General features: G+C 54.6%; 22 protein-coding genes and 2 pseudogenes. 17 read left to right on the top strand and 7 right to left on the bottom strand.

Features of this window, described 5'->3' with window-relative positions:
* The 4 genes from D8U82_RS28565 to D8U82_RS27960 all read left to right on the top strand — a co-directional run.
* On the top strand, positions 1–1,498 hold a 1,498-nt coding region (locus D8U82_RS28565; protein WP_241668087.1), incomplete at its 5' end, for a DUF637 domain-containing protein.
* Entirely contained in the window at positions 1,498–1,875 is a 378-nt protein-coding gene (locus D8U82_RS27970; protein WP_130903374.1) for a hypothetical protein, read from the top strand. The genes D8U82_RS28565 and D8U82_RS27970, both read left to right, overlap by 1 nt.
* Positions 1,876–2,257: 382 nt before the next feature.
* Entirely contained in the window at positions 2,258–2,890 is a 633-nt protein-coding gene (locus D8U82_RS27965; protein WP_241668086.1) for an SMI1/KNR4 family protein, read from the top strand.
* A 256-nt stretch (positions 2,891–3,146) separates the two neighbouring features.
* The gene (locus D8U82_RS27960) at positions 3,147–3,458 is read left to right on the top strand and encodes a hypothetical protein (RefSeq protein ID WP_130903373.1); all 312 of its coding nucleotides are present in this window, start codon (positions 3,147–3,149) and stop codon (positions 3,456–3,458) included.
* Here D8U82_RS27960 and D8U82_RS28560 read toward each other — a convergent pair.
* A pseudogene (locus D8U82_RS28560) lies at positions 3,448–3,576 on the bottom strand (LLM class flavin-dependent oxidoreductase); the annotation flags it as partial. The gene D8U82_RS27960 and the pseudogene D8U82_RS28560 overlap by 11 nt on opposite strands.
* A 297-nt stretch (positions 3,577–3,873) precedes the next feature.
* On the opposite strand from D8U82_RS28560, the gene D8U82_RS27950 reads away from it, so the two are divergent.
* The 8 genes and pseudogenes from D8U82_RS27950 to D8U82_RS27910 all read left to right on the top strand — a co-directional run bounded on the left by D8U82_RS27950 (position 3,874) and on the right by D8U82_RS27910 (position 12,161).
* Complete coding sequence (locus tag D8U82_RS27950) at positions 3,874–4,605, top strand: hypothetical protein (protein ID WP_130903372.1); 732 nt, start codon at positions 3,874–3,876, stop codon at positions 4,603–4,605.
* 727 nt (positions 4,606–5,332) lie between these two features.
* Positions 5,333–5,725 carry a hypothetical protein gene (locus D8U82_RS27940; protein WP_130903371.1) on the top strand — a complete coding sequence of 131 codons (393 nt, stop codon included), beginning with the start codon at positions 5,333–5,335 and terminating at the stop codon, positions 5,723–5,725.
* Between the two features lie 43 nt (positions 5,726–5,768).
* Positions 5,769–7,433 (top strand): annotated as a pseudogene (locus D8U82_RS28555) (DUF637 domain-containing protein); the annotation flags it as partial.
* 972 nt (positions 7,434–8,405) lie between these two features.
* Positions 8,406–9,032: a hypothetical protein gene (locus D8U82_RS27930; protein WP_016775043.1), complete on the top strand. Its 627-nt coding sequence runs from the start codon at positions 8,406–8,408 to the stop codon at positions 9,030–9,032.
* 875 nt (positions 9,033–9,907) lie between these two features.
* Positions 9,908–10,492 carry a hypothetical protein gene (locus D8U82_RS27925; RefSeq protein ID WP_130903370.1) on the top strand — a complete coding sequence of 195 codons (585 nt, stop codon included), beginning with the start codon at positions 9,908–9,910 and terminating at the stop codon, positions 10,490–10,492.
* Positions 10,493–10,648: 156 nt separating this feature from the next.
* A complete protein-coding gene (locus D8U82_RS27920) occupies positions 10,649–11,104 on the top strand; it encodes an Imm42 family immunity protein (protein WP_024013212.1) in 456 nt (151 codons plus the stop codon).
* 161 nt (positions 11,105–11,265) lie between these two features.
* The gene (locus D8U82_RS27915; RefSeq protein WP_024013211.1) at positions 11,266–11,793 is read left to right on the top strand and encodes a hypothetical protein; all 528 of its coding nucleotides are present in this window, start codon (positions 11,266–11,268) and stop codon (positions 11,791–11,793) included.
* A 5-nt stretch (positions 11,794–11,798) separates the two neighbouring features.
* Positions 11,799–12,161 carry a hypothetical protein gene (locus D8U82_RS27910; RefSeq protein WP_024013210.1) on the top strand — a complete coding sequence of 121 codons (363 nt, stop codon included), beginning with the start codon at positions 11,799–11,801 and terminating at the stop codon, positions 12,159–12,161.
* Between the two features lie 61 nt (positions 12,162–12,222).
* Here D8U82_RS27910 and D8U82_RS27905 read toward each other — a convergent pair whose 3' ends face one another.
* Positions 12,223–13,266 carry an LLM class flavin-dependent oxidoreductase gene (locus D8U82_RS27905; RefSeq protein WP_130903369.1) on the bottom strand — a complete coding sequence of 348 codons (1,044 nt, stop codon included), beginning with the start codon at positions 13,264–13,266 and terminating at the stop codon, positions 12,223–12,225.
* Between the two features lie 203 nt (positions 13,267–13,469).
* On the opposite strand from D8U82_RS27905, the gene D8U82_RS27900 reads away from it, so the two are divergent.
* On the top strand, positions 13,470–15,416 hold the full coding sequence (locus D8U82_RS27900; protein WP_122703998.1) for a methyl-accepting chemotaxis protein: 1,947 nt from the start codon (positions 13,470–13,472) through the stop codon (positions 15,414–15,416).
* Between the two features lie 140 nt (positions 15,417–15,556).
* Here the strand turns inward: D8U82_RS27900 and D8U82_RS27895 are convergent, their stop codons facing one another.
* Positions 15,557–16,042 carry a flavin reductase family protein gene (locus D8U82_RS27895; RefSeq protein ID WP_016775037.1) on the bottom strand — a complete coding sequence of 162 codons (486 nt, stop codon included), beginning with the start codon at positions 16,040–16,042 and terminating at the stop codon, positions 15,557–15,559.
* Between the two features lie 323 nt (positions 16,043–16,365).
* Here D8U82_RS27895 and D8U82_RS27890 point away from each other — a divergent pair, with 323 nt between their 5' ends.
* Together D8U82_RS27890 and D8U82_RS27885 are read left to right on the top strand one after the other, a co-directional pair.
* Positions 16,366–17,772, top strand: a complete 1,407-nt coding sequence (locus D8U82_RS27890; protein WP_016775036.1) for a cytosine permease — start codon at positions 16,366–16,368, stop codon at positions 17,770–17,772.
* Between the two features lie 249 nt (positions 17,773–18,021).
* A complete protein-coding gene (locus D8U82_RS27885) occupies positions 18,022–19,122 on the top strand; it encodes a polyamine ABC transporter substrate-binding protein (RefSeq protein ID WP_016775035.1) in 1,101 nt (366 codons plus the stop codon).
* 124 nt (positions 19,123–19,246) lie between these two features.
* Here the strand turns inward: D8U82_RS27885 and D8U82_RS27880 are convergent, their stop codons facing one another.
* Together D8U82_RS27880 and D8U82_RS27875 are read right to left on the bottom strand one after the other, a co-directional pair.
* Positions 19,247–20,221 (bottom strand): TerC family protein, encoded by a 975-nt coding sequence (locus D8U82_RS27880; protein WP_122602397.1) that lies wholly within the window; start codon positions 20,219–20,221, stop codon positions 19,247–19,249.
* 259 nt (positions 20,222–20,480) lie between these two features.
* Complete coding sequence (locus tag D8U82_RS27875; RefSeq protein ID WP_130903376.1) at positions 20,481–21,269, bottom strand: helix-turn-helix transcriptional regulator; 789 nt, start codon at positions 21,267–21,269, stop codon at positions 20,481–20,483.
* Positions 21,270–21,351: 82 nt separating this feature from the next.
* Between D8U82_RS27875 and D8U82_RS27870 the strand changes: the two genes are divergently transcribed.
* Entirely contained in the window at positions 21,352–22,350 is a 999-nt protein-coding gene (locus D8U82_RS27870; protein WP_041480047.1) for a bile acid:sodium symporter family protein, read from the top strand.
* A gap of 6 nt (positions 22,351–22,356) precedes the next feature.
* On the opposite strand, the gene D8U82_RS27865 is transcribed toward D8U82_RS27870, so the two are convergent.
* Positions 22,357–22,959: a response regulator transcription factor gene (locus D8U82_RS27865; protein ID WP_024013204.1), complete on the bottom strand. Its 603-nt coding sequence runs from the start codon at positions 22,957–22,959 to the stop codon at positions 22,357–22,359.
* 113 nt (positions 22,960–23,072) lie between these two features.
* Here D8U82_RS27865 and D8U82_RS27860 point away from each other — a divergent pair, with 113 nt between their 5' ends.
* Positions 23,073–24,701: a HAMP domain-containing sensor histidine kinase gene (locus D8U82_RS27860; protein ID WP_130903368.1), complete on the top strand. Its 1,629-nt coding sequence runs from the start codon at positions 23,073–23,075 to the stop codon at positions 24,699–24,701.
* 91 nt (positions 24,702–24,792) lie between these two features.
* Here the strand turns inward: D8U82_RS27860 and D8U82_RS28235 are convergent.
* The coding region (locus tag D8U82_RS28235; protein WP_194091835.1) for a hypothetical protein at positions 24,793–25,032 on the bottom strand (240 nt) is incomplete at its 5' end.

Here is a 25,032-nt window from a genome sequence, read left to right as displayed (position 1 = left end):
TCGGGGAGATGTTGATTGGCGGCGCGTGAAGGAGATTCACGAGTCGTTTAAATACAGCAACTCGGGGCTTGGCCCGGCTTCGCAGATGATTATTGCGATCGTGATGGCTGCCTTTGTCGGGCCTGCTGCGTTCGCTTCGCTAAGCGCGAGCATGGGCACAGCCTGGGCCGCAGGCCTCGCCGCTGTGGCAACAGGTGCAGCCACGAATGCCACGACCAGTTTTATCAATAACGGCGGAAACCTTGGAGCGGTTTTCGCGGACGTTACTTCATCCGATGCACTGAAGGGCTATGTGATTTCCGGATTGATGGCCGAATACCTGAACCAGCTGACGGGTATGAAATACGATCCGAATACCGGAAAGCTGCTCGGCCCGTCGTTAGCCACGTGGGAGGGCGTCGGCAGATTTGCTGGAAGCCAAATCATCCAGGGTGGCACTTCCGCGCTGATCACCAAGGCAGTCGGCGGCGATGCACGTGCCGGTGACGTTCTGAAGACGGCTCTGTTCAATACCGTCGCAGCGTTCAGCTTCAACATGGTGGGCGATCTCACGCAGGGCGTTCTGGATGATGGCTCAGCGGGCAAAATCATCATTCATGCGGCGGTGGGTGGGCTGTTGTCGGAGATGACCGGCGGGGATTTTGCGACAGGCGCGTTGGCGGCTGGTGCGAATGAAGCACTCGTAGTCGAATTGAACAGGATGGTCGGGGGAAACAAAGACCTGCTCTCGATGGCGTCACAAATCGTCGGTGTGTTAGCAGCGTCTGCCACAGGGAATGGTGATGCCGAGACTCTTCAAACGGGAGCATGGATCGCCGACAACGCCACGACCTACAACTTTGATCTGCATGTGTCCCCGGGCTTAACGCAGTATGCGCAGGCGGCAACGTCCATGATCGAATACATGCAACAGCATGGAGCAACTGCGGACGAAATCGCTCAAGCGCAGTTAGCACTCAATCAAGGACAGGGCTTTGAAGGCGTTCAACCCGCGAATGAATTCGTTAAAGCCTGGGGTGCGTTCATGGCCGGTGAAATCACCGGTGCAGGATTATTAGCTTTGATCGGAAAGGCGGGCTCGTGGTTTTCCAAAGTTGAACAGGGTACAGCTAACCTGCTCGACTCTGGCGCAGAGGGTGTTGGGCAGATTCCGGTCGATCTCGGTAAAGTCAATTTCTACGCTGCCAATGATATAGGGTCAATATACTCTCCAAAAGTGAGCATGATCGGAACCGATGTGATTTTTGATGATTTAGCAATTGGTACGAGTAAAGGATTTTTGGGCGTTGGTCCGGATGGCGCAGCAGAACTGGTAGGCCCATTAAAGAAAATGCTGGAGTACACCCAGTCCAAAGGTGGCCAAAACATTACTTTCAGAGGATATTTCGCATCTGAGGAAGGGGCAGCATTAGGTGGTGGCGAAGTCGGGCAAAAATTTTCGTATACTTTTCCCGCTACTAAAGAAGGGCTTAGAGAGTTTCTAAAGGGGTTGCATTGATGAGTGCTTTGAAGCAACTAAATAGTATAAATTTGTCCGGGTATGGAGTTTTTATTCCATCTACTATTCATGAGGTTTTAGGTGTTGGGATTTATCAGCTAAATTTTGATTTTATAGTTTTTCGGATTTTTAAAATTGGGTTTTCAATTTTGTCGGAAGGGGCGGAAAAGTGTGTTTTCTTTAAAGATGTTATAGGTATAAAAAGCAACTTAAATGCTTCGATTTTCTCGGAGGCATCTCAGCAAAAGGATTTTTACGTTTCGCTTCCTTTAGGTATAGAGACATCAGAAGATACAGTTGTGATTGAGGTTCCGTTACTGATTTATTCAAGGCTTCTGATTTTTTTGAATAAGATGTGTGAGTTGCATAAAACTTGAAGGCAGGCAGGGCAAATTGTCGGTCATCAGTAATGATGAGCGCCAAGAAATGCGTGGGATAAATGGGGACAGACCACGTTTAGAAGGCACTCCAAAACGTGGTATGTCCCCGTTTCCTTCTCGGGGCAGGAAAGCCTGACACGTTGACCATAGATCGAGATAATGCGGCAGCGCGCAGGCGTGATTCTTTGCGCGGAATTGAAACAAAACCGGGCCTCGACCGTGATGAATATCCGCCCGCCATGTTCCAGGAAGGGGGCAGGAAACCTCCGTAAGGCATATCACCGCTGGTGATAACCGTGGGGCAGGCGCTTGTATTGGCGCTCAATGCAGAGAGTTGCCTAACGGGACGAAGGTTAGAATAGAGGTGATAGATTAGATTGTGAATAATTTGGATAAGTTGTTATCGATTGCAAGTTCGTCCTTGAGTGAGCGTGAACCAGAACTGTCTGGGCCAATACGCAACATGGCAGGGACTTCGGCGGAACAACTTTTTAATGTGCTGCGTCAGCGCAATGGCTTCTATGCTTTTGAAGGCGCGCTGCATATTTTTCCAAGCAACTCCAGCCAAAGTGAAATGGGCATATCTGATTGGAATCATGCTGACCTGTGGCGCACTAGCTACAAAGGTCTAGCCGATAATGGTGTCTTTTTTGCTGAAGATATCTTTGGTGGGCAGTTCTGTATCAAGGATGGCAGTATCTACATTTTTGATCCGGAAACTGGCTCGTTAGAGTACTTGGCTGCGGATGTTGAAAGCTGGGCTGAAGTAGTTCTGCACGACTATGAAGTATTGACAGGCTATCCGTTGGCTCATCAGTGGCAAAAGCGCAATGGTCCAGTTCGTGCTGGGATGCGTTTGCTGCCCAAAGTGCCTTTTGTAATGGGTGGTGATTTTTCCTTGGATAATTTATATGTTGCCGATGCTGTAGAAGGCATGCGGCTCAGAGCCGATATAGCCGATAAGATTAAAAATTTACCAGACGGTACTCAGGTTAAATTCAGTCTGGACTGACAGGAGAAAATAAATGGGGGCGGACCACGTTTAGAAAGCATTACGAAAACGTAGTCTGTCCCCTTTTCATACTTGTTACGTTCAGTTGCTTGTTATTCATGATTGTCCTGCATGCATTTTTCGATTTTTCAGGATTTGGTCGCAGTCTTTTTACTTACTGCGAAATTTCCCTTCCTTCACTGCTCGCTTTGGTCGTGGTCTGAGGGATCAGGGCATCGAGCATCTGCGCAACGGATTTCTGCTGGCTCTTAGATAGATGGTCGATGGATTCCAGTTACTGTTGCCATTTCGGAGCCGGGCCACGCTTACGCACATTGGCTTTCTGCTGCTGACCAAACAGCTCTTCGAGGATAAACGGGGACAAACCACCTTTCAATTGGCGTCAAGCGTTAAAGGCCGCGGCGACCTGAGGCTCGATGCCGGTCGCGACATCAACGTCATCGCTAGCATAGCCGAAGCTACCGGCAACCTCACCGCCGAGGCCAAGCGCGATATCTCCCTGTCCTTGGCCGGTGATGAACACAAGGTCGAAACCCACAGCAGGCAAGGTAGTTTCTTTCCCGTTTAAACACCGGACGCCCGCCAAACTTCTCTTCCTGGTTCGGCGCGAGGAGACCATTGTCCGGGATTTGCTTGTTGCTTAACCACGCATCGAAGGTGCGATAGCGGGAAATAAACCGCGACAGACGGCCACTGAGTTGGTCTTGATGGGCGCCGGGATTCTGCCGGAAAGGATTGCAGGCAAAGGTTCCTCTGCTGTAAAGAGTCCAGACGAAATAGGTACAATTTCTGAAAATATGAGCCCCCGGGGCTTGGTCGAGGAGGAGCATTTAATGAAGCGAAACGGCAGGCCGGGATTCCGACCAGTCAGCAGCCTAGCCGAGTAATTCAAAGTGTCGACAAACGGGGCAACCCTCAGTCCGGAGCCATTTATGAGTTTGAGGTTCCCGCTTCAGGTGGCGGTACGCGGGCAGTGAGAATTCGTGACGATGCTGCGGGACATGATTATGGGGAAGGTGATCCGCAAAATCGGGGGGCGCATTTTAACGACGAAGCGGGAAATCATTATGATTACTGAAATCAAAATTTCGAGAGAAAATGACTTGTCAGATCCCGATCAGACAATCAATCTGAATGGGGAAAACAGATGCAGATTAAAATTAACTGCAGCTAGCTTTGTTGCGTCGGCGAAGCCTCATGATTCATTGAGAGCAATATTCGACTTCATACATGAGCGCGTTGTCGAAAATATGCCGGGATATGCAGCCTGGTTGCTTTTGGGTAACTCGGCTTGGCAGCCAGGCTCGAGAATCGTCAAATATTTAGGGCTATGGGGTGGGTTCAAATCACGGGGAATTGAAGTTCCCCAAGGAAGTCATTCGATAGTGCATACCATGGAGCGCGATGGGAGGCTAAAGTTTTTTGGAGGTATTCGCCTATCGGATCTTTCAGATGGGACAATTCTGCAGGCGTTCTTGGCTGAGAGATGTTCTTATGTAGCCATTGTGCCAATAGATTTGGATATGGAAGAAGCCTTACTCATTGGCTGGTCTGGAAAGATTTCGGAAGATCTGATGCTCTTCGAATATGTGGCGGAGGGGAACGGACTGTTAATGGCAAAGATTGGTGAATTTGATGATCTTGATAGAGGAGTTGTCGCTGTCGGAAAACGACAAGTGCTGGATGATCTTTTATCAAACTTTGATAATTCGTAAAACCGAATTTCGCTATTTTTTCTCCTTCTGAGCTCCGCGCAGGTCGCCACGCTGATTGTCGATATCGTCTGAGAGATAAATGGGTGCAGACCACGTTGAATGCAAAAGCTGGGTACTCTTGGGGGGGGAAGGGAACAGACCACGTATAGAAGGCACTCGAAAACATCGTCTGTCCCCGTTTCCTCAATACTCAACAGAGAAATAAATTCGGAAGCGAAATTTCGAACAAGGGTAAATAGGGACAGGCCACGTTTACAACGCACTCCAAAACGTGGTCTGTCCCCGTTTCCCCAATATAAAAGGTCGACGCAGCGAATAGCTGTTACCGTTGGTGACAACGGCTTCGTTGTAGGTGCAAATCCAAGGGGGAGCGTTAAATGAAAAGCATAAAATTAATGGCGGATTATCAATGTTATCCAATTTGGAATATGTCCTCCAGTGAGTACGGGGGGCATGGCTCCTTGGGAGCTTCCGATCTCTAAAGAACTTCAGGAGCGTCTAATAAAATGGGCAGCCATTTATGACGAAACACTGGATGTTGATTGCCCGCCAAACTCCGGGTTCAAGACTAAGGAGTTAGAGTGTGAATTTAAATTTGAAGGGAAGCGATTAGCTAAAGATTTGAGGGGTGAACTCGGGCTGGAGTTTTCTGTGTCTCTTAAAGTTTAGTTGGCGTAAAAGTAACTGCCGGGTATGGGGGCAGTCCACGTTTATGAGTAAATGGGGAATGGCTGATTTGGTTTGGTTGGAGGCTCTCAAAGATTCATTTTCTTCAGATGACGCAGATTATGAGGGTCTTTACGATTTGATAGAGGCTTCTATCGTTAGAGGGAGGACAAATTTTCCAGCATTCATCTATGACGCTTCGCAGGGAAATGGGTTCTCAGTGGCTGAAGGTTTTTTTTACTCGCTTGATCAGGAATGGGACGATCCAGAAGAATTCAATGAGGTAAGTTTCTTCTTGGGGGAAGCGGTAACTTCTAGTATCCCTGTGGCTGACTACGTTTCGCTGATGAAAATTGCAGCTGATGTTTATTCTGCTTTCTTTCCAGATGAACGCAATCGAGTTCAAAGGTCTGCTGAAAGATTAGAAAAGCGTTACTCACAAAAAATGGAGTAGATAAATGGACGATAAACGGGGACAGACCACCTTTCAATTCGCGTCGAGCGTATAAAGCGATGGCGACCTGAAGCTCGATGCCGGTCGCGACATCAACGTCGTCGCCAGCACAGCCGAAGCCACCGGCAACCTCACCGCCGAGGCCAAGCGCGACATCAACATGTCCTCGGCCGGAGATGAACACAACGTCGAAACCCATAGCAAGGACGGCAAGAAACGTGTCCATGAACAGGACGACCACACTGTTCAGAAAGCAGCTGAGTTCATCGCCGGCGGCGACGTAAAAACCAGTTCCGGCCGTGACACCACACTGGTCGCGAGCAAAATCAGCGCAGGCAATGAAGCCTACGTCTACGCCGGTAACGACCTCAATCTGCTGGCCGCGCAGAATAGGGACCACACGCTCTATGACATGAAGGAGAAGGGCGGTTTCGGCAACCTAAAACTCCAGCGCGACGAAGTCACCCAGGTCACCCACGTCGGCAGCGAAATCAAGACCGGCGGCAACCTGTCTCTGGTCAGCCTGGGCGACCAGCATTACCAGGTGGCCAAACTCGACAGCGGCAAGGACATCCTCCTCGACAGCGGCGGCACCATCACCTTCGAAGGGGTGAAGGATCTGCATGACGAGAGCCATACCAAAACCAACAACAACGCCGCATGGGTCTCGGCCAAGGGTCGCGGCAACACCGACGAAACCCTGCGCCAGACGCAGATGATCGCCAAGGGCAACATCGTCCTGAAAGCGGTCGATGGGCTGAAGATTGACATCAAGGATGTGAGTCAGGAGTCCGTCAGCCAGACCATTGATGCGATGGTCAAGGCTGATCCGCAACTGGCGTGGTTGAAGGATGCGGAGGCTCGGGGAGATGTTGATTGGCGGCGCGTGAAGGAGATTCACGAGTCGTTTAAATACAGCAACTCGGGGCTTGGCCCGGCGTCCCAAATGATCATTGCGATCGTGATGGCTGCGGTTGTTGGACCGGCAGCTTTGACGGCGATGAGTGGGATGGGCACGTTCTGGGCGGCATCTTATGCTGCTGTAGCTACCGGAGCAGCGACAAATGCCGCCACCAGTTTTATCAATAACGGTGGCAACCTTGGCGCTGTATTCAAAGATGTAACGTCTTCTGATGCGCTGGCTGGCTATGTTATTTCAGGAGTAACTGCTGGCCTGACGGCGGGCTACTTCGACAGCATTCTCAAGACCACAACAAATCCGATAACCGGCCAAGTCATGACTGACTTGAGCAGTCTGGAAGGCATTGGCCGTTTCGCCGGTAACCAGCTGCTGCAGAACATGACTTCCACTGTTTTGGGCGCGACTTTCGGTCAGCACGCGGATTTCGGTAATGCGTTGACGGGCGCTCTGTTGAGTACTCTGAACGCGGCGGCATTCAATGCTGTAGGCGATTTTGCTGCTAAACAGGGCTGGAAAGACGGCAGTCTCGAAAAAATCGCATTGCACGCGGTTGTTGGAGGGTTGCTGACTGAAGCTGCGGGTGGCGATTTCAAAACGGGTGCATTGGCGGCGGGTGCAAATGAGGCTCTGGTTACACAGTTGGCGACGCTGGTCAAGAACGACAGCAACCTGTTGTCGATGTCCTCCCAACTAGTGGGTATCGCTGCGGCAGCCGTAAGCGACGGTAACCTTCAAGAGGGCGCGACTATTGCGAAGGACGCTACTAACTACAACTACCTTATGCACCACGAAATCGTGGAAATGCTGGATGAGCAGGCAAAATGCGCATCCGAGACGTGCAAAGCAGAAGTGCGAGAGCGTTATGCCAATCTGGATGAGCAGCGAAATGCGGAGTTGGGTAGCCTCTGTCAGAAAAACTTGAGTGCCTGCAAGCAGCTTTCGGATCAGCTCCTAGCCGATCAGCCAAAAATTCGCGAACTGGCAGAGCAGCTGAGGCTCAGTGGGGATATATGTGCAGCTGCAAACGTAGGCTGGATCATTACGGAGAATAACCAAACTGCGCAAAACACGATCATCAGAGAGATTGTAGTTCAGCGTGATGGTGAAAGCGCCGCGTTTTGGGCAGATGCCGCAGGCGTAGCCGCAGATGTCGCGGGCGGTGGTAAACCGGGCGGTAGCAAAGGAACGACCAAAAACAGCGCTTCTCATTCACCAGATGTCGACGGTAATCTTGGTGGGTCTGGAGGCGTAAAGGGCGCGGGTGATATTGTTGTGCGCAGCGATGACGATTTCAGTGCCACCGTGAATGGAAACGGAAAACCGAAAGCGCATCTTAACGAAAATGGCGATTTAGTTCCGCCAAATATAGACGGGACCGGTAGCGTTCAATCACATGTACGCGGTGGTAACGCTGAAAACTCGCCGTATATTTCTGTTACCGACCCGAGCACAACGTCAAACCCAAAAGATTACGGTACGAACAAAATTGAGATTGACGTAAAAAGATTGCAACAGGACATTGATTCCGGTGTATTGCCAAACACTAAATTTTTGACAAATCAGGAAGTGACAACGGAGTTGCAGACGAAAGTCGATGCGGCGCGTGATAAATTTACGAACAATCCCACGCCAAAAAATCAAACCTCATTAGACAGAGCAGAGACAGATTTGGCAAGCGCTGCGAGGGATGGGGAATGTTTGATCAAAGGTTGTGTTCCGGCTGACTACATTAAACCGGTGAAAAAATAGGTGAAGGCGATGGATCCCAAAACATACGAACTGCTCAATGGTATTCCGGAACACGCCGATTACGCTGTGGAGGCGGGTGACCTTGACCGAGAAGACATTTCAGAAGAAAGAATGGCCGCAGTGAGGCAACTGCTCAACAGTGGGAATGAAATGGAGCGTTTTCAGGCTTCTAAACTTCTCACCAGCTGGGGCGTCCATAACGGCTTGATAGTGCTGGAAGAATATATGCGTCGCCCAGAGATTATTGAGGGTATTTATACCCATAGACTCCATGGGTACGATGATACATATCGGCATATATTGATGGCAGTGACGATGTATTTCGCAAATGCCGCTGAGGTCAGTGGAAAGGAATTAGCGAGGCGTCAGGTATATGATGTGCTTTCAAAAATAATCGCTCTGGCCAACGAGAGGCCTTTTGAAATATCGGAAATATATTCTTTCGTGCATCGTGAAAAGTATTCAGAGTACCTACCGCTGCTGAAGCAGCATTTGATCGCAATGGTTGAACATCCGGAACTTCATCGGTGGAAAATCAAGGATGCCATTGGTTTGATAATGGAATTTGACGCTGATTTTGTCAGAGCCTTATTGTCTGAGAAAAATAAAATTCTGGAAAATTTTGTGAAAAAATAAAAAATCAAATTTTCTGTGAAAAAGAATAGGTGGGGGTAGGTCACGTTTAGAAAACACTCTAAAAACTTGGTCTGTCCCCATTTCTCACTATTGAAGGCGGGTCTGACATTTATAATCATTTTTTTGGGGCGGTAGCCCGTCTAATTACAACCCGGTGAAGGACGCATTTTCCTACATTCCCGGAGGGTATGGCCCTGCAGTATATAGTGGCGGGGATCTTGTGTTTTCAGTTGGAGCAGGTTTTGTAAAAGTATCTTTGAAAGTCATCGCTGCGGATGGCCTCAGGTGAACTTCCTTGTTTGGTGTGACTGTGGTGCGAAATAAAAAATATTGTGCTTTAGCTGATTATGTACTTAAGTCTGGCAGGGTTCGTTTGGACTGTATTCATGACGATTACTTTAGTTATGGTTTTCTTGTTGATGGCTGTTATGTATTTGTTTTTTGAACCGGATTTTGAAATGGTGTTTAAATAGTTGTGCCTGCCGTTGTCTATTCTCATGTCTGTTATTGGGCTTCCAGCAAACTTTCAAAAATCAAAGATTATGTTGAAGGGGCGTAAAGGGGCGGAACACGAGGCTGATCGAGCATTGGTTAGCTCGCTCCCTGGTTACTTGTCTCGATGACTTACGTTAGATAAAATGATTGATGATTTTTCATGAGTGTCTTTAAGACTTAGAGTCAGAAGTGGTTGACCAGATTAGTGCCGCGACCAATGGAAGTAATGTTTTTGGCGGCCCAAAGTTTGCTGTTGAAGTCGAGGCAATGATCGGTCGTCGTGTGCAGCGAGGGAGCCCGGGACGGCCGAAAAAATCTACCATTTAGTAAAAGGTGGGCTGTCCCCCTTTTTCCCAAGAAGAATTTTTAGAGTTTAAGAAATGACCATTGATCAAGAAGTTTTTGATGACCTGTGGGACGGCGAAAGAAGTATCGGTTTTTTTGTTCAGTCAGCTCAGTGTTACTGGATTGTTGACGAGAAGCGTAATTTTACTCTTGACGTTGACAAGAGTCTTAGAGCGTCATTGAGTAACGGAACTATCACGCAAGAGCAATACGAACGATCCTGCCTGAAATTCAGAAATGGTATCCTGAAGATGACTGCCGAGAACTTTCCTTCGTATCTTCATGGGCCGAGTGTAAAGATTTTGTCGTCTTCCGAATTGCAAGGCTTTATTGGGGCTAAGCCGAATGTTTTTGAAAAAATTGAAAACTACTATCTCACAGGCGAAGGCCTGGATTCGGAGCTGTTCAAAAATGCAAATGTCATACGCTCGAGGCTTCCACTGTTTTACGTGAATTTTGATCGAAAGATTTTCATGCACATGGATGACGGTCGATTTCATGAGGAGTATGTGCATCCGGGTTGGATTGCTGAATCTGGCGATTTCAGCTACTTGATTCCGTCACGAGAAAAGTATTGGGTGGATGCAGGTAAAGATTTTTGGAAAGTCCGTTTTTTATAAACTAAATGCTGATATTTAATATATTGGAGGGTAAATTGGCGCAGGCCACCTTTGAATCACCTTTCAATTCGTGTCGAACGTAAAAAAAGCGAAAAAAAGGGGACCGTCCCCTTTTGTCACCGGCGGCGGTACAAAAGGCCTAGGAGTAAGATTGAAATGATTTACGGCGATCCGTTTATATTCTCAATTCAGTTTGATGTAGTGAGGGATTGGACTGATTCAAGTTGTTTCTGGGTAAACGGCTTGTTTTCGTTGTTTGTTGGTGGGGAAAGGCTCCTTGATGTCGTGGATGTCGTCGAACTTAAAACTGCCGTGAACTTCTACGCAAAAATGGAATTTGAAAATATAGAGGAGGGCGATTCAGCGATTTCTGCAAAAGAATTATTTGCTTCCGCGTATCGTTATTTCTTCAAAGGGGAGTCCGCCATTTTAGAAGGCGTGCAAGATATGACGTGCACCTTCTTAGGGGACGCCGGTCTGTTTATTTATTTTCAAAAAACGGAGCATGCGGACAGACTGGTCTGGAGTAAGGACTTTGGCAGCCTTGTCCATGAGGCGTTGCTGCCTCGGGGGGCAGTGGGTGGCGTAATTGAAGGTATTGAAGAATTGTAGAGTTGGCAGCGGCATGGCTGGGCAGAATGTCCTGATGTTCAAGTCCATTACCGTCTTTTGACTTTATTTAATGGTTGTTGTAGCGGGGCAGGTTTGTTGAGCCCGACAAATCTGGCCGCTACTCTTTGAAAGGGTAATAGAAATCGATTGAAACCGGACTTTTGCTGCCTTTTGTTTTCCTGATTGCAGGCTGCCACTCCAACGTCAGAGACTCTTCTCCCAGTCTTTTAAAGGAGGGTGTACAACTTCAGCAAAAAACGGCTATGGCAGATGCACAACACGCCAAAGTCATCATGAAAGCGACAGGTTACACGTACCCTGTCGAGTTCTCGGTCCGCCGTGCTGCAGATCCCGATCGGCGAATGGAAGTGCTGGGTACTGTGGTGGATTCCGGGCGGGGCAAGGTATTCGGCTGGATCGCCAAAGTCAGCGAAGCGGCCAATAGCGCCACGTTCAAGCACTTCCCTCAGTTGGAAACGCAAGCCAATGCCGACGAACCTTTCGAGGTGTCGGGGCGTTCCAACGGCATGGGCACTGGCAATACTTATAGCTGCGGGCCGCTGAACAGTACTTTTACCCCGGAGCGAAGCAAGGTCTACCTGGTGGAGTTTCAGTTTGTTGGGCAGGCTTGCGAGCAGCATGTTTACGATGTCACCCGGCCGGGTCAGCGTAGCCTCATCGGAACCTGAGCCATTTGAAATTAAATATTCATTTCCCTGACAACCTGATCTCCGATGACTTGCTCAGACAGCAACGGATTCCGTGTATTTGCAAGGTTTCAACGCAATTCGAAATTTCCTTCTCGGATACAGTCCCTGAATCATCCGGGATCGTATCGGGCTTGAGTCGTGAGGAACTGGAACGACGTGCGGTCGCCGGGGCGGGTGGTCAATACACCCACTATGCCAATGGTCTGATTACCTTGGGTAAAATTAGCGAAGGCTTGTACCAGATCATTGATCTTGAAATGTTCTACCGAAGTTTTGGTTGGTGCGCCGTTTTCCGAGATGGCCAATACGCACCCGCTGGCAATTTTTGGGACGACGAGCCGACGTAAAACTAAAACGCCCCGAACTCTGCCGGGGCGTTTTCATTTACCGGGCCGAGCCAGTAGGGGGTTACCGAAACGCCGGCACCACATCCCTGATAAACAACTCCAGCGATTTCTTCTTCTCTTCATGCGGCAAGCTGTTGTCACACCAGAAACTGAACTCATCCACCCCCAGTTCCTGGTAGTACTTGATCCGCGGAATGATCTCTTCCGGCGTGCCGATCATCGCGGTCTTGTGCAGACTCTCCAGTTCAAACTCCGGACGTCCGGCAAACTTCTCTTCCGGACTCGGCGCGAGGAAGCCATTGACCGGAGTTTCCTTGTTGCCAAACCACGCATCGAAGGTGCGATAAAAACGTGAGATGGCTTTGGCGCCAACTTGCCAGCCGTCCGGGTTATCAGCGGTGTGCACGTGGGTGTGGCGCAGCACCATCAATTGTGGGCGAGGCACGTCTGGGTTGTTGTCCAGTGCGGTCTGGAATTTGTTCTTCAGGTCGAGGACTTCTTCGTCGCCTTTCATCAATGGCGTGACCATGACGTTGCAGCCGTTGGCGACGGCGAAGTTGTGCGAGTCGGGGTCGCGGGCGGCGATCCACATGGGTGGGTTGGGCTTCTGGATCGGCTTCGGCACGCTGGTGGAGGTGGGGAATTTCCAGATGTCGCCGTCGTGGGCGTAGTCGCCTTGCCACAGGGCGCGGACCACCGGGACCATTTCGCGCAGGGCCTGGCCGCCGCTGGAGGCGGGCATGCCGCCGGCCATGCGGTCGAATTCAACCTGATAGGCGCCACGGGCGAGACCGACTTCCATGCGGCCGTTGCTGATCACGTCGAGCAGGGCGCATTCGCCGGCGACGCGTAGCGGGTGCCAGAACGGCGCGATGATGGTGCCGGCGCCGAGGTGGATGGTCGTGGTTTTTGCTGCGAGGTAGGCCAGCAGCGGCATCGGGCTTGGGGAGATGGTGTATTCCATGGCGTGGTGTTCGCCGATCCACACGGTGCTGAAACCGCCAGCCTCGGCCATCAGCGTCAGTTCGGTCAGGTCTTCGAACAGTTGGCGGTGGCTGACGCTTTCGTCCCAGCGTTCCATGTGTACGAACAGGGAAAATTTCATGACGCTACCTCGAGTCTTTTGTAATTGGCCGGTCGTATGCGGGCCTGTCGAACTGACGTGAGCGCTGTGCGCTCGCGAGTCTTCTCACCATTCAAGCACGCCTTCGAGGACGGCTGTTCGGTTGATTGAATATTGGTATACCATAATACGGCATATCCGCAAAATATTTCTGACCGACACTTCGAACAAGGAAGGCGCAAGCAATGAACATAAAACAAAAACTGACTCTGGCGTTTGCGGTAATCGCCAGCCTGCCGGTGTTACTGGTGGCGGCGCTGATCATCCTCAATGTCCGCGAGGGCGCGCGCGACACCTTTACAGATAGCACCGGGCGCGAGGTGCGTCAGGTGGAAAACGCGATGCAGCTGTTTTTCGAGGGCATCAGCCAGAACGTTGCTTACCTCGCCGAGCATCCGCAACTGCAGAGTATCGATACCAGCCTCAAACGCTACCTGAGCAGCGACGCCGCGCAAGTGCCGATGGGGCCGCAGGATCAACAGCTGTTCAAGCTGTTCGACGGCCTGGCCAAGGCCCACCCGGCTTACACCTATCTGTCCGTCGGCACCGAGCAGGGCGGTTACCTGTTCTGGCCGGGCGATGCGCAACTGGCCAACTACGATCCCCGTACCCGGCCTTGGTACAAAACGGCGATGGCCAACCCTGGTAAAACCCTGCGCACCGAGGCCTATTACTGGGCGGCGGATGACGTGGTGCTGGTGAGCACCGTGCGAAGCTTCAATAACCAGTTGGGCAGCAATGCCGGCGTGGTCAACATCGATGTGTCGCTCAAGCAATTGACCGACCTGGTCAAGCAGATCCGCCTCGGTGAGAGCGGTTATCTGATGCTGATGGAAGCCAACAACACCGTGCTGGTGGACCCAAGCGACCCGGCGCACAACTTCAAGAAACTCAGCGATCTCGGCGACGGTTATCAGCAACTGGCCGAGGCGGGCAAAGGCCTGGTCGAGGTGCAACTGGCCGGGGAGGATTACATGGCGCTGGTCTGGCCGTCGCAGGCGTTGGGCTGGCGGTTTGTCGGGTTGGTGAAAGCCAGTGAAGTGATGGCCGGGGCGACGCGTTTGACCTGGCTGATCGGCGCTATCGCTGTGGTTTGTGCGCTGCTGTTTGCGATGGCCGGCGCGTGGTTCGCCGGGTTGATGGTCAAGCCGATTCGTGGTGTCGCCAGTGGTCTCGAAGGTATTGCTCAAGGCGAGGGCGATCTGACTGCGCGACTGGAAGTACGCGGGCAGGATGAAACCGCGCAACTGGCCGGCTGGTTCAACCAGTTTCTTGAAGCGATTCGTACGTTGATTCAGCGCATCGGCCAAGCAGCGGGGCAGATTCACAGCAGCTCCGGCAGCGCCACCGAGGTCTCGGCGGAAATGGCCGACGTGGCTTCGCGTCAGCGTGAGGCGGTGGACATGGTTTCTACGGCGTTTCACGAAATGGTCGCCACTTCCAACGAGGTTGCGCGCTCGTGCAGTCAGGCGGCCGACTCGGCAGACAACGGTCAGCGTCAGGCACACACCGGGCAGCAGCAGATCGATGCGGCGGTGAGCAACGTCGGGCGCTTGAGCCAGGAGATCGGCCACAGTGCCGAGTCGATGCAGCAACTGGAGCAGGACAGCAACGACATCCAGTCCATCCTCGGCACCATTCGTTCGATTGCCGAGCAGACCAATCTGCTCGCGCTCAACGCCGCCATTGAGGCCGCGCGCGCCGGTGAACAGGGCAGGGGCTTTGCCGTGGTCGCCGATGAAGTTCGCGCGCTGGCCAAACGCACTTCCGACTCCACCGGTGAGATTGACGCACTGCTTGGCAATCTGGCGCGGCGCACCCACCAGATGGGCAAGCAGATGCACGCCAGCCTCGAGGTCTCGCAGGAAACCGTGGTGTCGATCAACGAGGCGCGGGCGAGTTTTGAATTGATCCGTGAATCGGTTGACGTGATCCGCGACATGAACACGCAGATCGCCACGGCGGCGGAGGAACAGCATCAAGTGGCGGAAGACATCAATCGGCACATCAGCCAGATTCATGGTGATGCGCAGTTGGTGGCGAGCCTGGCGGATTCAACTCGGCAGGATGCGCAGAACCTGACGGCGTTGTCGCAGACATTGAATCAGTTGGTGAGCCGGTTTAGGACCTGAGACGGTCGCCCAGGCAACACCAAAACCTGTGGGAGCGCGCTTGCTCGCGAAGGCGTCGGGTCAGTCAAAAATGTAGCAACTGACCCATCGCATTCGCGAGCAGGCTCGCTCCCACATGGGATATCCGAGATCTGGTGAAATCACGCCACAACCGGTAACGCACCCATCTTGCCGTGGCAATACACCAGCGGTCCGGCGACCTGCTCGGGGACGATCAGGTTCTTCACCGCGCCGACCATGATCGCGTGGTCGCCACCTTCGTATTCACGCCACAACTCGCACTCGATCACCGCCGTCGCATTGGCGAGGATCGGGTTGCCCAGTTCGCTCAACGTCCACTCGATGCCCTGCGCCTTGTCCTTGCCTTTGCGCGCGAAGGCATAGGCCTCGCTTTGCTGCACGCTGGACAACAGGTGAATCGCAAAGCGTTTGTTCTTGATCAGCACGGGATAGGAGTCGGAGCTGTAGTTGGGGCAGAACAGCACCAGCGCCGGGTCCATCGACAGCGAGCTGAACGCGCTGGCGGTCAGGCCGACGATCTGACCGTCGTCGTCCAGCGTGGTGATGACGGTGACGCCGGACGGGAACGAGCCCATGACTTGTTTGTAAATGGCAGCATCGATCATTGGGTGGTCCTCGGGTGGTGTGACGCGGTTTTTATGGTTTGTAGGTCTGATGGTATACCGTAATACATATCTTGCAAGAGCTTTTCTGGTGAACCGATAAACGTGCCACTTTCGTCGGAAACTCAGTGTTTATGGGGCTTTCAGCTAGCCGGTCAGGGGTGGGATCAGCGAGGATAGCGGATCAGACAGCGACAGAATCAGCGGATCAGGCTTGTGCAAAGTTTGGAATACCATAATATGGTCTGCATCTGAGGGGCGACCCAAGAGTCCTCCCGGTTTGGCTTCATACAAAGATAAAAACAGACAAACTCGAGTTCATGCATATGTCCCAGATGTCCCGGCAAGATCCGTTGATCGAGAATCATACGGTCGATTACGTCCCACTCGCGGAACGCCACGGGAAGGCCCGCGATCTGTTCACTCTTTGGTTCAGCACCAACATCGCGCCACTGCCCATCGTCACCGGCGCCATGGTGGTTCAGGTGTTCCACCTCAATCTGTTCTGGGGGCTGCTGGCGATTGCGCTGGGGCATATGATCGGAGGCGTGGTGATTGCGCTGGCCTCGGCGCAGGGTCCGCGCATGGGCATTCCGCAAATGGTCCAGAGTCGCGGTCAGTTCGGTCGTTATGGCGCACTGCTGATCGTGTTCTTCGCGGCGCTCATCTACATCGGTTTCTTCATTTCCAACATCGTGCTGGCGGGCAAATCCATCGTCGGCATTGCGCCGTCAGTGCCAGCGCCGCTGAGCATTCTGATCGGCGCGCTGGCCGCCACGGCGATCGGTGTGATCGGCTACAACTTCATCCACACCCTCAACCGCATCGGCACCTGGGTGATGGGCGGCGCATTGCTTGCAGGCTTCATCTACATCTTCGCCCATGACTTGCCGGCGGACTTCCTGACGCGCGGCAGTTTCAATCTCTCCGGCTGGCTGGCGACGGTGTCGCTGGGGATCATCTGGCAGATCAGCTTCTCGCCATACGTCTCCGACTATTCGCGTTATCTGCCAGCAGACATCGGTATCGCCAAACCCTTCTGGGCGACGTATCTGGGCGCGACGCTGGGCACGATTCTGTCGTTCAGCTTTGGCGCAGTGGCGGTACTGGCGACGCCGGAAGGCACTGAAGCGATGGCAGCGGTCAAGCAGTCCACCGGTTGGCTGGGGCCGATTTTGATGGTGCTGTTTCTGCTCAACATCATCAGCCACAACGCGCTGAATCTGTATGGCGCGGTGTTGTCGATCATCACCTCGATTCAGACCTTCGCCAGCCAGTGGACGCCGAGCATCAAGGTGCGCGTGGTGCTGTCGAGCGTGATTTTGGCCGGATGCTGCGTGGTCGCCCTCGGTGCTTCGGCGGATTTCATTTCCGAGTTCATTGGACTGATTCTGGCGCTGTTGCTGGTGCTGGTGCCGTGGGCGTCGATCAACCTGATCGACTTCTACCTGATCAAGCGCGGCAACTACGACATCGCCTCGATCTTCCGCGCTGACGGCGGCATTTACGGGCGCTTCAACCTGCACGCGATCATTGCCTACTTCATCGGCATCATCGTGCAGCTGCCTTTTGCCAACACCTCGCTGTACGTCGGGCCATACGCCAATCTGGTGGAAGGTGCCGACCTGTCGTGGCTGGTTGGCCTGGTGGTCACCGTGCCGTTGTATTACTGCCTGGCAACTCGCGGTCAGGCGCAGCAGAGCAGGGCGGCCAGACTCGGCTATACCGACTGATCCCAACGGCAACACAGCAATGCCCGGCCCAGCGCCGGGCATTTTTGTTTGCGTATTTCAGCGGTCACGGAAAATGGCCATATCGATCCCCTTTTGGCCTGCCGCCTACTGTCATCGCGCTACGCTGTCAGCAAGAATCGAAACCATAACAACAGGCTCGACCTTTTTTGCCCTTGGCTATCGTTACAGCCACTGCCGTGTACAGAACATAAAAACCATCGATCTCACGTCGCATTCGGGGAAACAACCATGGTCACGATCAAACGCATTCTGGGCGCCACCGTGTGTGGCCTGACGCTGCTGGCCAGCGCCGTCCAGGCCGAGCAGCGCGAACTGCGGGTGTACAACTGGGCGGATTACATTCTGCCGTCAGTGCCCAAGGACTTCGCCGAGCAAAGCAAGATCAAAGTGACCTGGGACACCTTCGACACCAACGAATCCCTGGAAGCCAAACTGCTCACCGGCAACTCCGGTTACGACCTGGTGGTGCCGTCCAATCAGTTCATCGAAACCCAGATCAAGGCCGGCGTGTTCCAGAAACTCGACAAGTCGAAATTGCCGAACTGGCAGCACCAGGATCCGGCGTTGCTCAAGTTGCTCGACGCCAACGACCCCGGCAACCAGTACGGCGTGCCGTACATGTATGGCACCGTGCTGATCGGCTTCAACCCGGCCAAGGTCAAGGCCGCCCTGGGCGACAACGCGCCGGTGGACAGTTGGGATCTGGTGTTCAAGCCCGAGAACATGGAAAAGCTCAAGGCCTGCGGCGTGGCGATGCTCGATTCGCCGTCGGAAATTCTGCCGCTGGCCCTGCATTATCTCGGACTCGATCCGAACAGCCAGAATCCGGCGGATTATGAAAAGGCCAAGGCCTTGATGATGAAGATTCGGCCGTACGTGACGTACTTCAACTCGGCCAAGTACATGACCGACATCGCCAACGGCGACATCTGTGTGGCGATCGGTTATTCCGGCAGCTTCTACCAGTTCGGCAATCGCGCCAAAGAGGCGGGCAACGGTGTGGTGGTCGACTGGCGTTTGCCGAAGGAGGGCGCGCCGATCTGGTTCGACACGTTCGCCATTCCGAAGAGCGCGAAGAACGTCGCCGAGGCCCACGAATTCCTCAACCACTTGCTTGATCCGAAAGTGATCGCACCGATCAGTGATTTCCTCGGGTATCCGAATGCCAACAAGGACTCGATGCCGCTGGTCAACAAGGACATCACCGACAACCCCAACCTGACCCCGACCAGCGAAGCGCTGAAAACCCTGTATGTGGTGCAGCCGTTGCCGCAGAAAATGGAGCGGGTGCGCACGCGGGTGTGGACCAGTATCAAGTCCGATAAATAAGTGCACCGCACTTCAAATGTGGGAGCGAGCCTGCTCGCGAAAGCGGGGTGTCATTCAACTCCTATGTTGAATGATCCGGCGTATTCGCGAGCAGGCTCGCTCCCACAGGTGGGGGTGGGTTGTGTCATTCGGTGCGGCGTTCTGCCTCGCGGCTGGTCACCAGGCTCAACAGCACCGACCCGAGAATCACCGTCCCGACGATTGCCAGCGACCACTCCACCGGCATGTGGAACCACGGCATCAGCACCATCTTGCCGCCGATGAACACCAGCACGATCGCCAGCCCGTATTTGAGCAGGTGAAAGCGATCAGCCATGTCCGCCAGCAGGAAGTACAGCGCGCGCAGGCCCATGATCGCGAAGATGTTCGAAGTGAAAACAATGAACGGGTCGGTGGTGACGGCGAAGATCGCTGGAATGCTGTCGACGGCGAACATCAGGTCGCTGGCCTCGATCAGCACCAGCACCAGGAACATCGGCGTTGCCCAGCGCACGCCGTTCTGCAGGATGAAAAACTTCTCGCCGTGAAAGCCACTGGTGATGCGCATATGCCCGCGCACCCAGCGCAGTAACGGATTCTTTTCCAGATCCGGTTGATGATCAGCGAACACCAGCATCTTGATCCCGGTGATGATCAGGAACACACCGAATGCATACAGCAGCCACTCGAACTGCGACACCAGCCACACACCGGCAAAAATCATGATCGCGCGCATGACAATCGCACCGAGCACGCCGTACAGCAGCACGCGTCGTTGCAATTCCGGCGGCACGGCGAAGTAGCTGAAGATCATCACGAAGACGAACATGTTGTCGATCGACAGCGACTGCTCGATCAGATAGCCGGTGAGGAATTCCAGGGTTTTCTGTCGGGCGATTTCACCACCGAATTCACCGTGCAGATACCACCAGAGCAATCCGGCGAAGCTCAGCGCCAACAGGCACCAGGCAATCACCCAGGCCGACGCTTCCCGCACCGACACCCGGTGCGCCTTGCGCCCGCCGAAGACAAACAAGTCCAGGGCCAGCATGGCCAGAACGAAGATGATGAAGGCACCCCACATCCAGGGTTCGCCGATATTGATGTTCGTGGCAGGCATGGCACGCTCCGCTGTCTTGTTACTTGCAGTGTTATCGCTGATTCAACGGCAAGCGCATCACCTGTGGGAGCGAGCCTGCTCGCGAATGCGATGGAACATTGAAGTTGAGGTTGCTGACCCACCGCCTTCGCGAGCAGGCTCGCTCCCACAGGGATCATCTTCTCTTCTCGATCAAAGTCAGACGGGGCCATGCTAGCGACGGATCTGGAGCAAAGAAAAATCGTTTATTTCTGACTGACAGTTCGGCAAAAACGAAGTGTCAGCGGAAAAACTCCCCCGGCGTTTCACCAAACTGCTGACGAAACGCGGCGATAAACGCCGAGGTCGAGTCGTATCCACAAGCCAGCGCAACATCGGTCACACGCTCGCCTTTTTCCAGCGGGGTCAGGGCGCCGAGCAGGCGCAGGCGCTGGCGCCAGGCGCGGAAGGTCAGGCCGGTGTCGCGCAAAAACAGGCGGGTCAGAGTCTTTTCGGTGATGCCGAATTTTTCGCTCCAGTGGCTCAGCGTGGTCTGCTGTCCCGGGTGTTGCTCCAGGCTCTGATAGATCTGCTTCAGGCGCGGGTCTTGCGGCAGCGGCAGCATCAAGTCGATGGTCGGCGCGTCGGCCAATTGATCAAGGATCACCTGGGCCAAGCGTCCGTCAGGGCCGCTCTCGTCGTATTCCACTGGCACCTGACTGAAGGCGCGAATCAACTCCCTGAGCAAATCGCTGACGCCGAGCACATGGCAATGCTCGGCGGCCCAACCGGTGACGCTGCTGTCGATGTACAAGCTGCGCATTTCCGTATGCGGTGCGCTGAACACCCGGTGCGGCACGCCGGCCGGAATCCACACCGCACGCTCCGGCGGCGCGACGAATCGGCCGGCGCTGGTCTGCACTTCGAGCACACCCTGAATCGCGTATGACAACTGCACCCACGGATGACTGTGGCGGCGGGTGAGGGCGCGATTGGGCAGCGATTCGGTGCGTCCGTACACGGGGCGCGGCAGGCTGGGCAACCCGGGAACACTGCGGCGAACGCTTTTGGCATGTCCTTTAGGCGGCATCTTGCGGCTCTTCGGCGTTAGTCGGTAATTGCCAGCCACGTTAGAGTCGTTGGCACGCACTGGCAACCCCCGGATGAATCTCATGACGCGCCCACGTTTTCTGCCCGATAACTTCACGCTGACCTTGATCGGCGTCGTCCTGCTGGCCAGCTTCCTGCCCGCCAGCGGTCAAGTCGCGGTCGGCTTCGGCTGGCTGACCAACATCGCCATCGCCCTGCTGTTTTTCCTGCACGGCGCCAAGCTGTCGCGCGAATCGATCATCGCCGGCGCCGGCCACTGGCGTCTGCATCTGCTGGTGTTCGGCCTGACCTTCGTGCTCTTCCCGATTCTCGGCCTGGCGCTGAAACCGCTGTTGTCACCGCTGATCGGTGATCAGCTGTACATGGGCATGCTCTACCTCTGCGCGTTGCCCGCCACCGTGCAGTCGGCGATCGCGTTCACTTCGCTGGCGCGAGGCAATATTCCGGCGGCGATCTGCAGTGCGGCGGCGTCCAGCCTGTTCGGGATTTTCCTCACGCCGCTGCTGGTGACGCTGCTGCTCAACGTCCACGGCGACGGCGGCTCGACCCTCGATGCCATCGTCAAGATCAGTGTGCAATTGCTCCTGCCATTCATTGCCGGGCAGATCGCCCGCCGCTGGATCGGCGCGTGGGTAGGGCGCAACAAGAACTGGCTGAAATTCGTCGATCAGGGCTCGATTCTGCTGGTGGTGTACGGCGCATTCAGCGAGGCGGTCAACGAAGGCATCTGGCAGCAGATTCCGTTGTTCGAGTTGCTCGGCCTGGTGGTGGTCTGCTGCATCCTGCTGACGTTGGTTCTGGTGGCATCAATTCTGTTGAGCAAAGCGTTCGGCTTCAATCAGGAAGACCGCATCACCATTCTGTTCTGCGGTTCGAAAAAGAGCCTGGCGACCGGCGTGCCGATGGCGCAGGTGTTGTTCGCCGGCAGCACCATCGGCGTGCTGATTCTGCCGCTGATGCTGTTCCACCAGATTCAGCTGATGGTCTGCGCGGTATTGGCCCAGCGCTATGCGAAACGACCGGAGTCGGTGCCGGATCTGATGGCGCAGGTTGATCCGTAAAAGGGTTCACAGCCCCGAATACTTGACCGCCGCTGCCGCCCGCGTCGGCACATCCAGCGTGCGCAGCAACGAAGACACATGGATGCGTACCGTGAACGGGGAGATATCCAGTTCACGGGCGATTTCCTTGTTGGTCTTGCCTTGCGCGATCAAACGCAGTACGTCCTGCTGACGCGGCGTCAGCGTCGTTGCGGTTTCCAGCGGCAACAAGCCGGACGGCGCCGACTTCACCAACACCTCGCCTTCACGAATGGCCATAATCGCTTGGCCGATTTCATCCGGCGCAATGTTTTTGCCGATAAAACCGTCAATGCCCGCCGCCATGACTTCACTGATCAGCGCCTGATCGTCAACCATCGACACCACGATCAGCGTGGTGCGCGGCAATCGTTGGCGCAAGTCGGCGAGTTGAGTGATGCAGGTCAGTCCGGGAAAGCGCAGATCGAGTATCAGCGTGTCCGGCTCGTTGTCCTGTGACAGCAGCTCGAGCACAGCGTCGAAGTCGCCGGCCTCGCAGATATCCGCTTCGGGCAGCAAGCGCTGCACGGTGCGCAGCATTGCCTCGCGAAAGAGCGGGTGATCGTCGGCTATGATGATCCGGCACGTCATGATGCGACCCTCCCTGGGTCAGGCGTGATTCAAGGCCTGCACCTTAGCACTGGACGCGAAGGTTGCCTGTAGGCTGCTTCCGAAACTGCAATCGCTGCACAAGGACGTTTCCCATGAAGTTCGAGAAAAACACCGAACTCGACCAAGCCAATCTGCGCATCATCATCGCCGCCATCGCGGTGGTTTACATGGTCGTACTGGTCTTTTTGCCGGGCCATCGCTTCGAGACCTACCTGCCGGTCATCACCTACATCAGTCTGTTCCTGCTGGCGTCGATCGTGTTTCGGCAAGCCATTGCGCGTTGGCCCGGGCATTATCCGGCGCGGCGGATTTTTGCCATGGTCCACGATTACACCGGTACCTGTTTTGGTTTGGTGATTGGCGGCGAGGCCGCGCTGCCGCTGTATGCGGTGATGGTCTGGGTCAACCTCGGCAACGGCATGCGCTACGGCTCGCGCTATCTCGCGATTGCCACCGGGCTGGCGCTGGTGGCGCTGCTGGTGGTCTATCGCTTGACGCCGTATTGGCAGGCGCAGCCGTTCATGGTGTTGATGCTGCTGATCACCAGCACGGTGATTCCGTTTTATGCGCACTTGCTGTTGGAGCGTACGCGCAAGGCGTCCGAAGAAGCGCTGGCGGCGAATCTGGAAAAGTCGCGCTTCCTCGCGCAGGCCAGTCACGACTTGCGTCAGCCGATTCATTCCATCGGACTGTTTACCGCGTGTCTGCGGGAGTCGCGCCTGGGCGACGACGAGCGGCGGCTGGTCGATAACATCGACCGCTCACTGCTCAACGTCTCGCAATTGTTCCGCTCGATTCTCGACCTCTACACCCTCGATAACGGTCGGATCGAAGCGAAAATGCAAACGCTGAATCTTGGTGAATGGCTTGCGGACATCGTCTGCCAACATCAGGAAGCGGCACGTTGGGCGGGCGTCGAGCTGCGGCCGCGACCGTGCAACCACTGGGTCAGAACCGACCCGGCGCTGCTGGCGACCATGGTGCAGAACGTGCTCTCCAACTGCTTCAAATACGGCGCGCAACGACCCGTGCTGATCGGCGTGCGTAAACGTGGGGCAGGGCTGGCCATAGTCATCTACGACCGCGGCAACGGCATTGCCGAAGAGCATTTGCACAAGGTTTTCGAGGAGTTTTATCGCGTGCGGCAAGTGCGCGACAAAGACGTCGAAGGCGTGGGGCTGGGCCTGTCGATCATCAAGCGTCTTGGTGAACTGATCGATGTGCACGTTGCTCTGCGTTCACAGTTGGGGCGCGGCACAGCTGTGACGCTTGCGGGGTTGCCGATCGTGGCGGCGCCGCAGTCACCGGTGGTTCGCAGTGAAGCGCGGCAGGTGGGTTTGTTGACGGGGCTGAAGGTCTGCCTGGTAGAGGATGATCGCAACGTGCTGCTGGCGACTTCAGCTTTGCTTGAACGTTGGGGCTGCGTGGTGCAGGGCGAGTGGTCGGCTGAAGATCTGGTCACCGACTGCGACATCATCGTCGCCGACTATGACCTGGGCACTCACGCCACTGGCATCGAATGCATTGATGAAGTGCGCAGGCAGCGCGGCTGGGCCGTGCCGGCGATGATCATCACCGGGCACGACGTCGAGAAGATTCAGGCAGCCTTGCACGACCGCCAGATTGCGATTCTGTCGAAACCTGTGCGCCCGGCCGAGTTACGCGCGACGTTGCGCGCCCTGCGTGATCGACAAGGCGCAGCGGTTGAACAGATGCTGTAAAGGCCAATGTAAACGGGCGGCTCAGGAGCTCGCCCGTTATTTCGCGGCGATTATTGTGGGCTGTTGAACTGGTCGGAATAGCTGCCGGTCATCAGCGCCGATGCCACGCGATCAGAACCGACTCCGACCCGGGAGTAGGCCTCTCGGTTGACGCCGGTGCGGTCGGCCCCATCCGCTGCCAATGCTCCGGCACCGACACGATCAGCGCCATCGGCAGCCACAGCGCCGGCACCGACGCGATCAGCACCATCGGCAGCCACAGCGCCGGCACCGACGCGATCAGCACCATCGGCAGCCACAGCGCCGGCACCGACACGATCAGCACCATCGG

The organism is Pseudomonas sp. Sample_23, assembly GCF_004307595.1.
GTDB lineage: Bacteria > Pseudomonadota > Gammaproteobacteria > Pseudomonadales > Pseudomonadaceae > Aquipseudomonas > Aquipseudomonas atacamensis.
The sequence above is the reverse complement of the archived record's forward strand: the minus strand, read 5'-3'. Positions and strand labels throughout refer to the sequence as shown.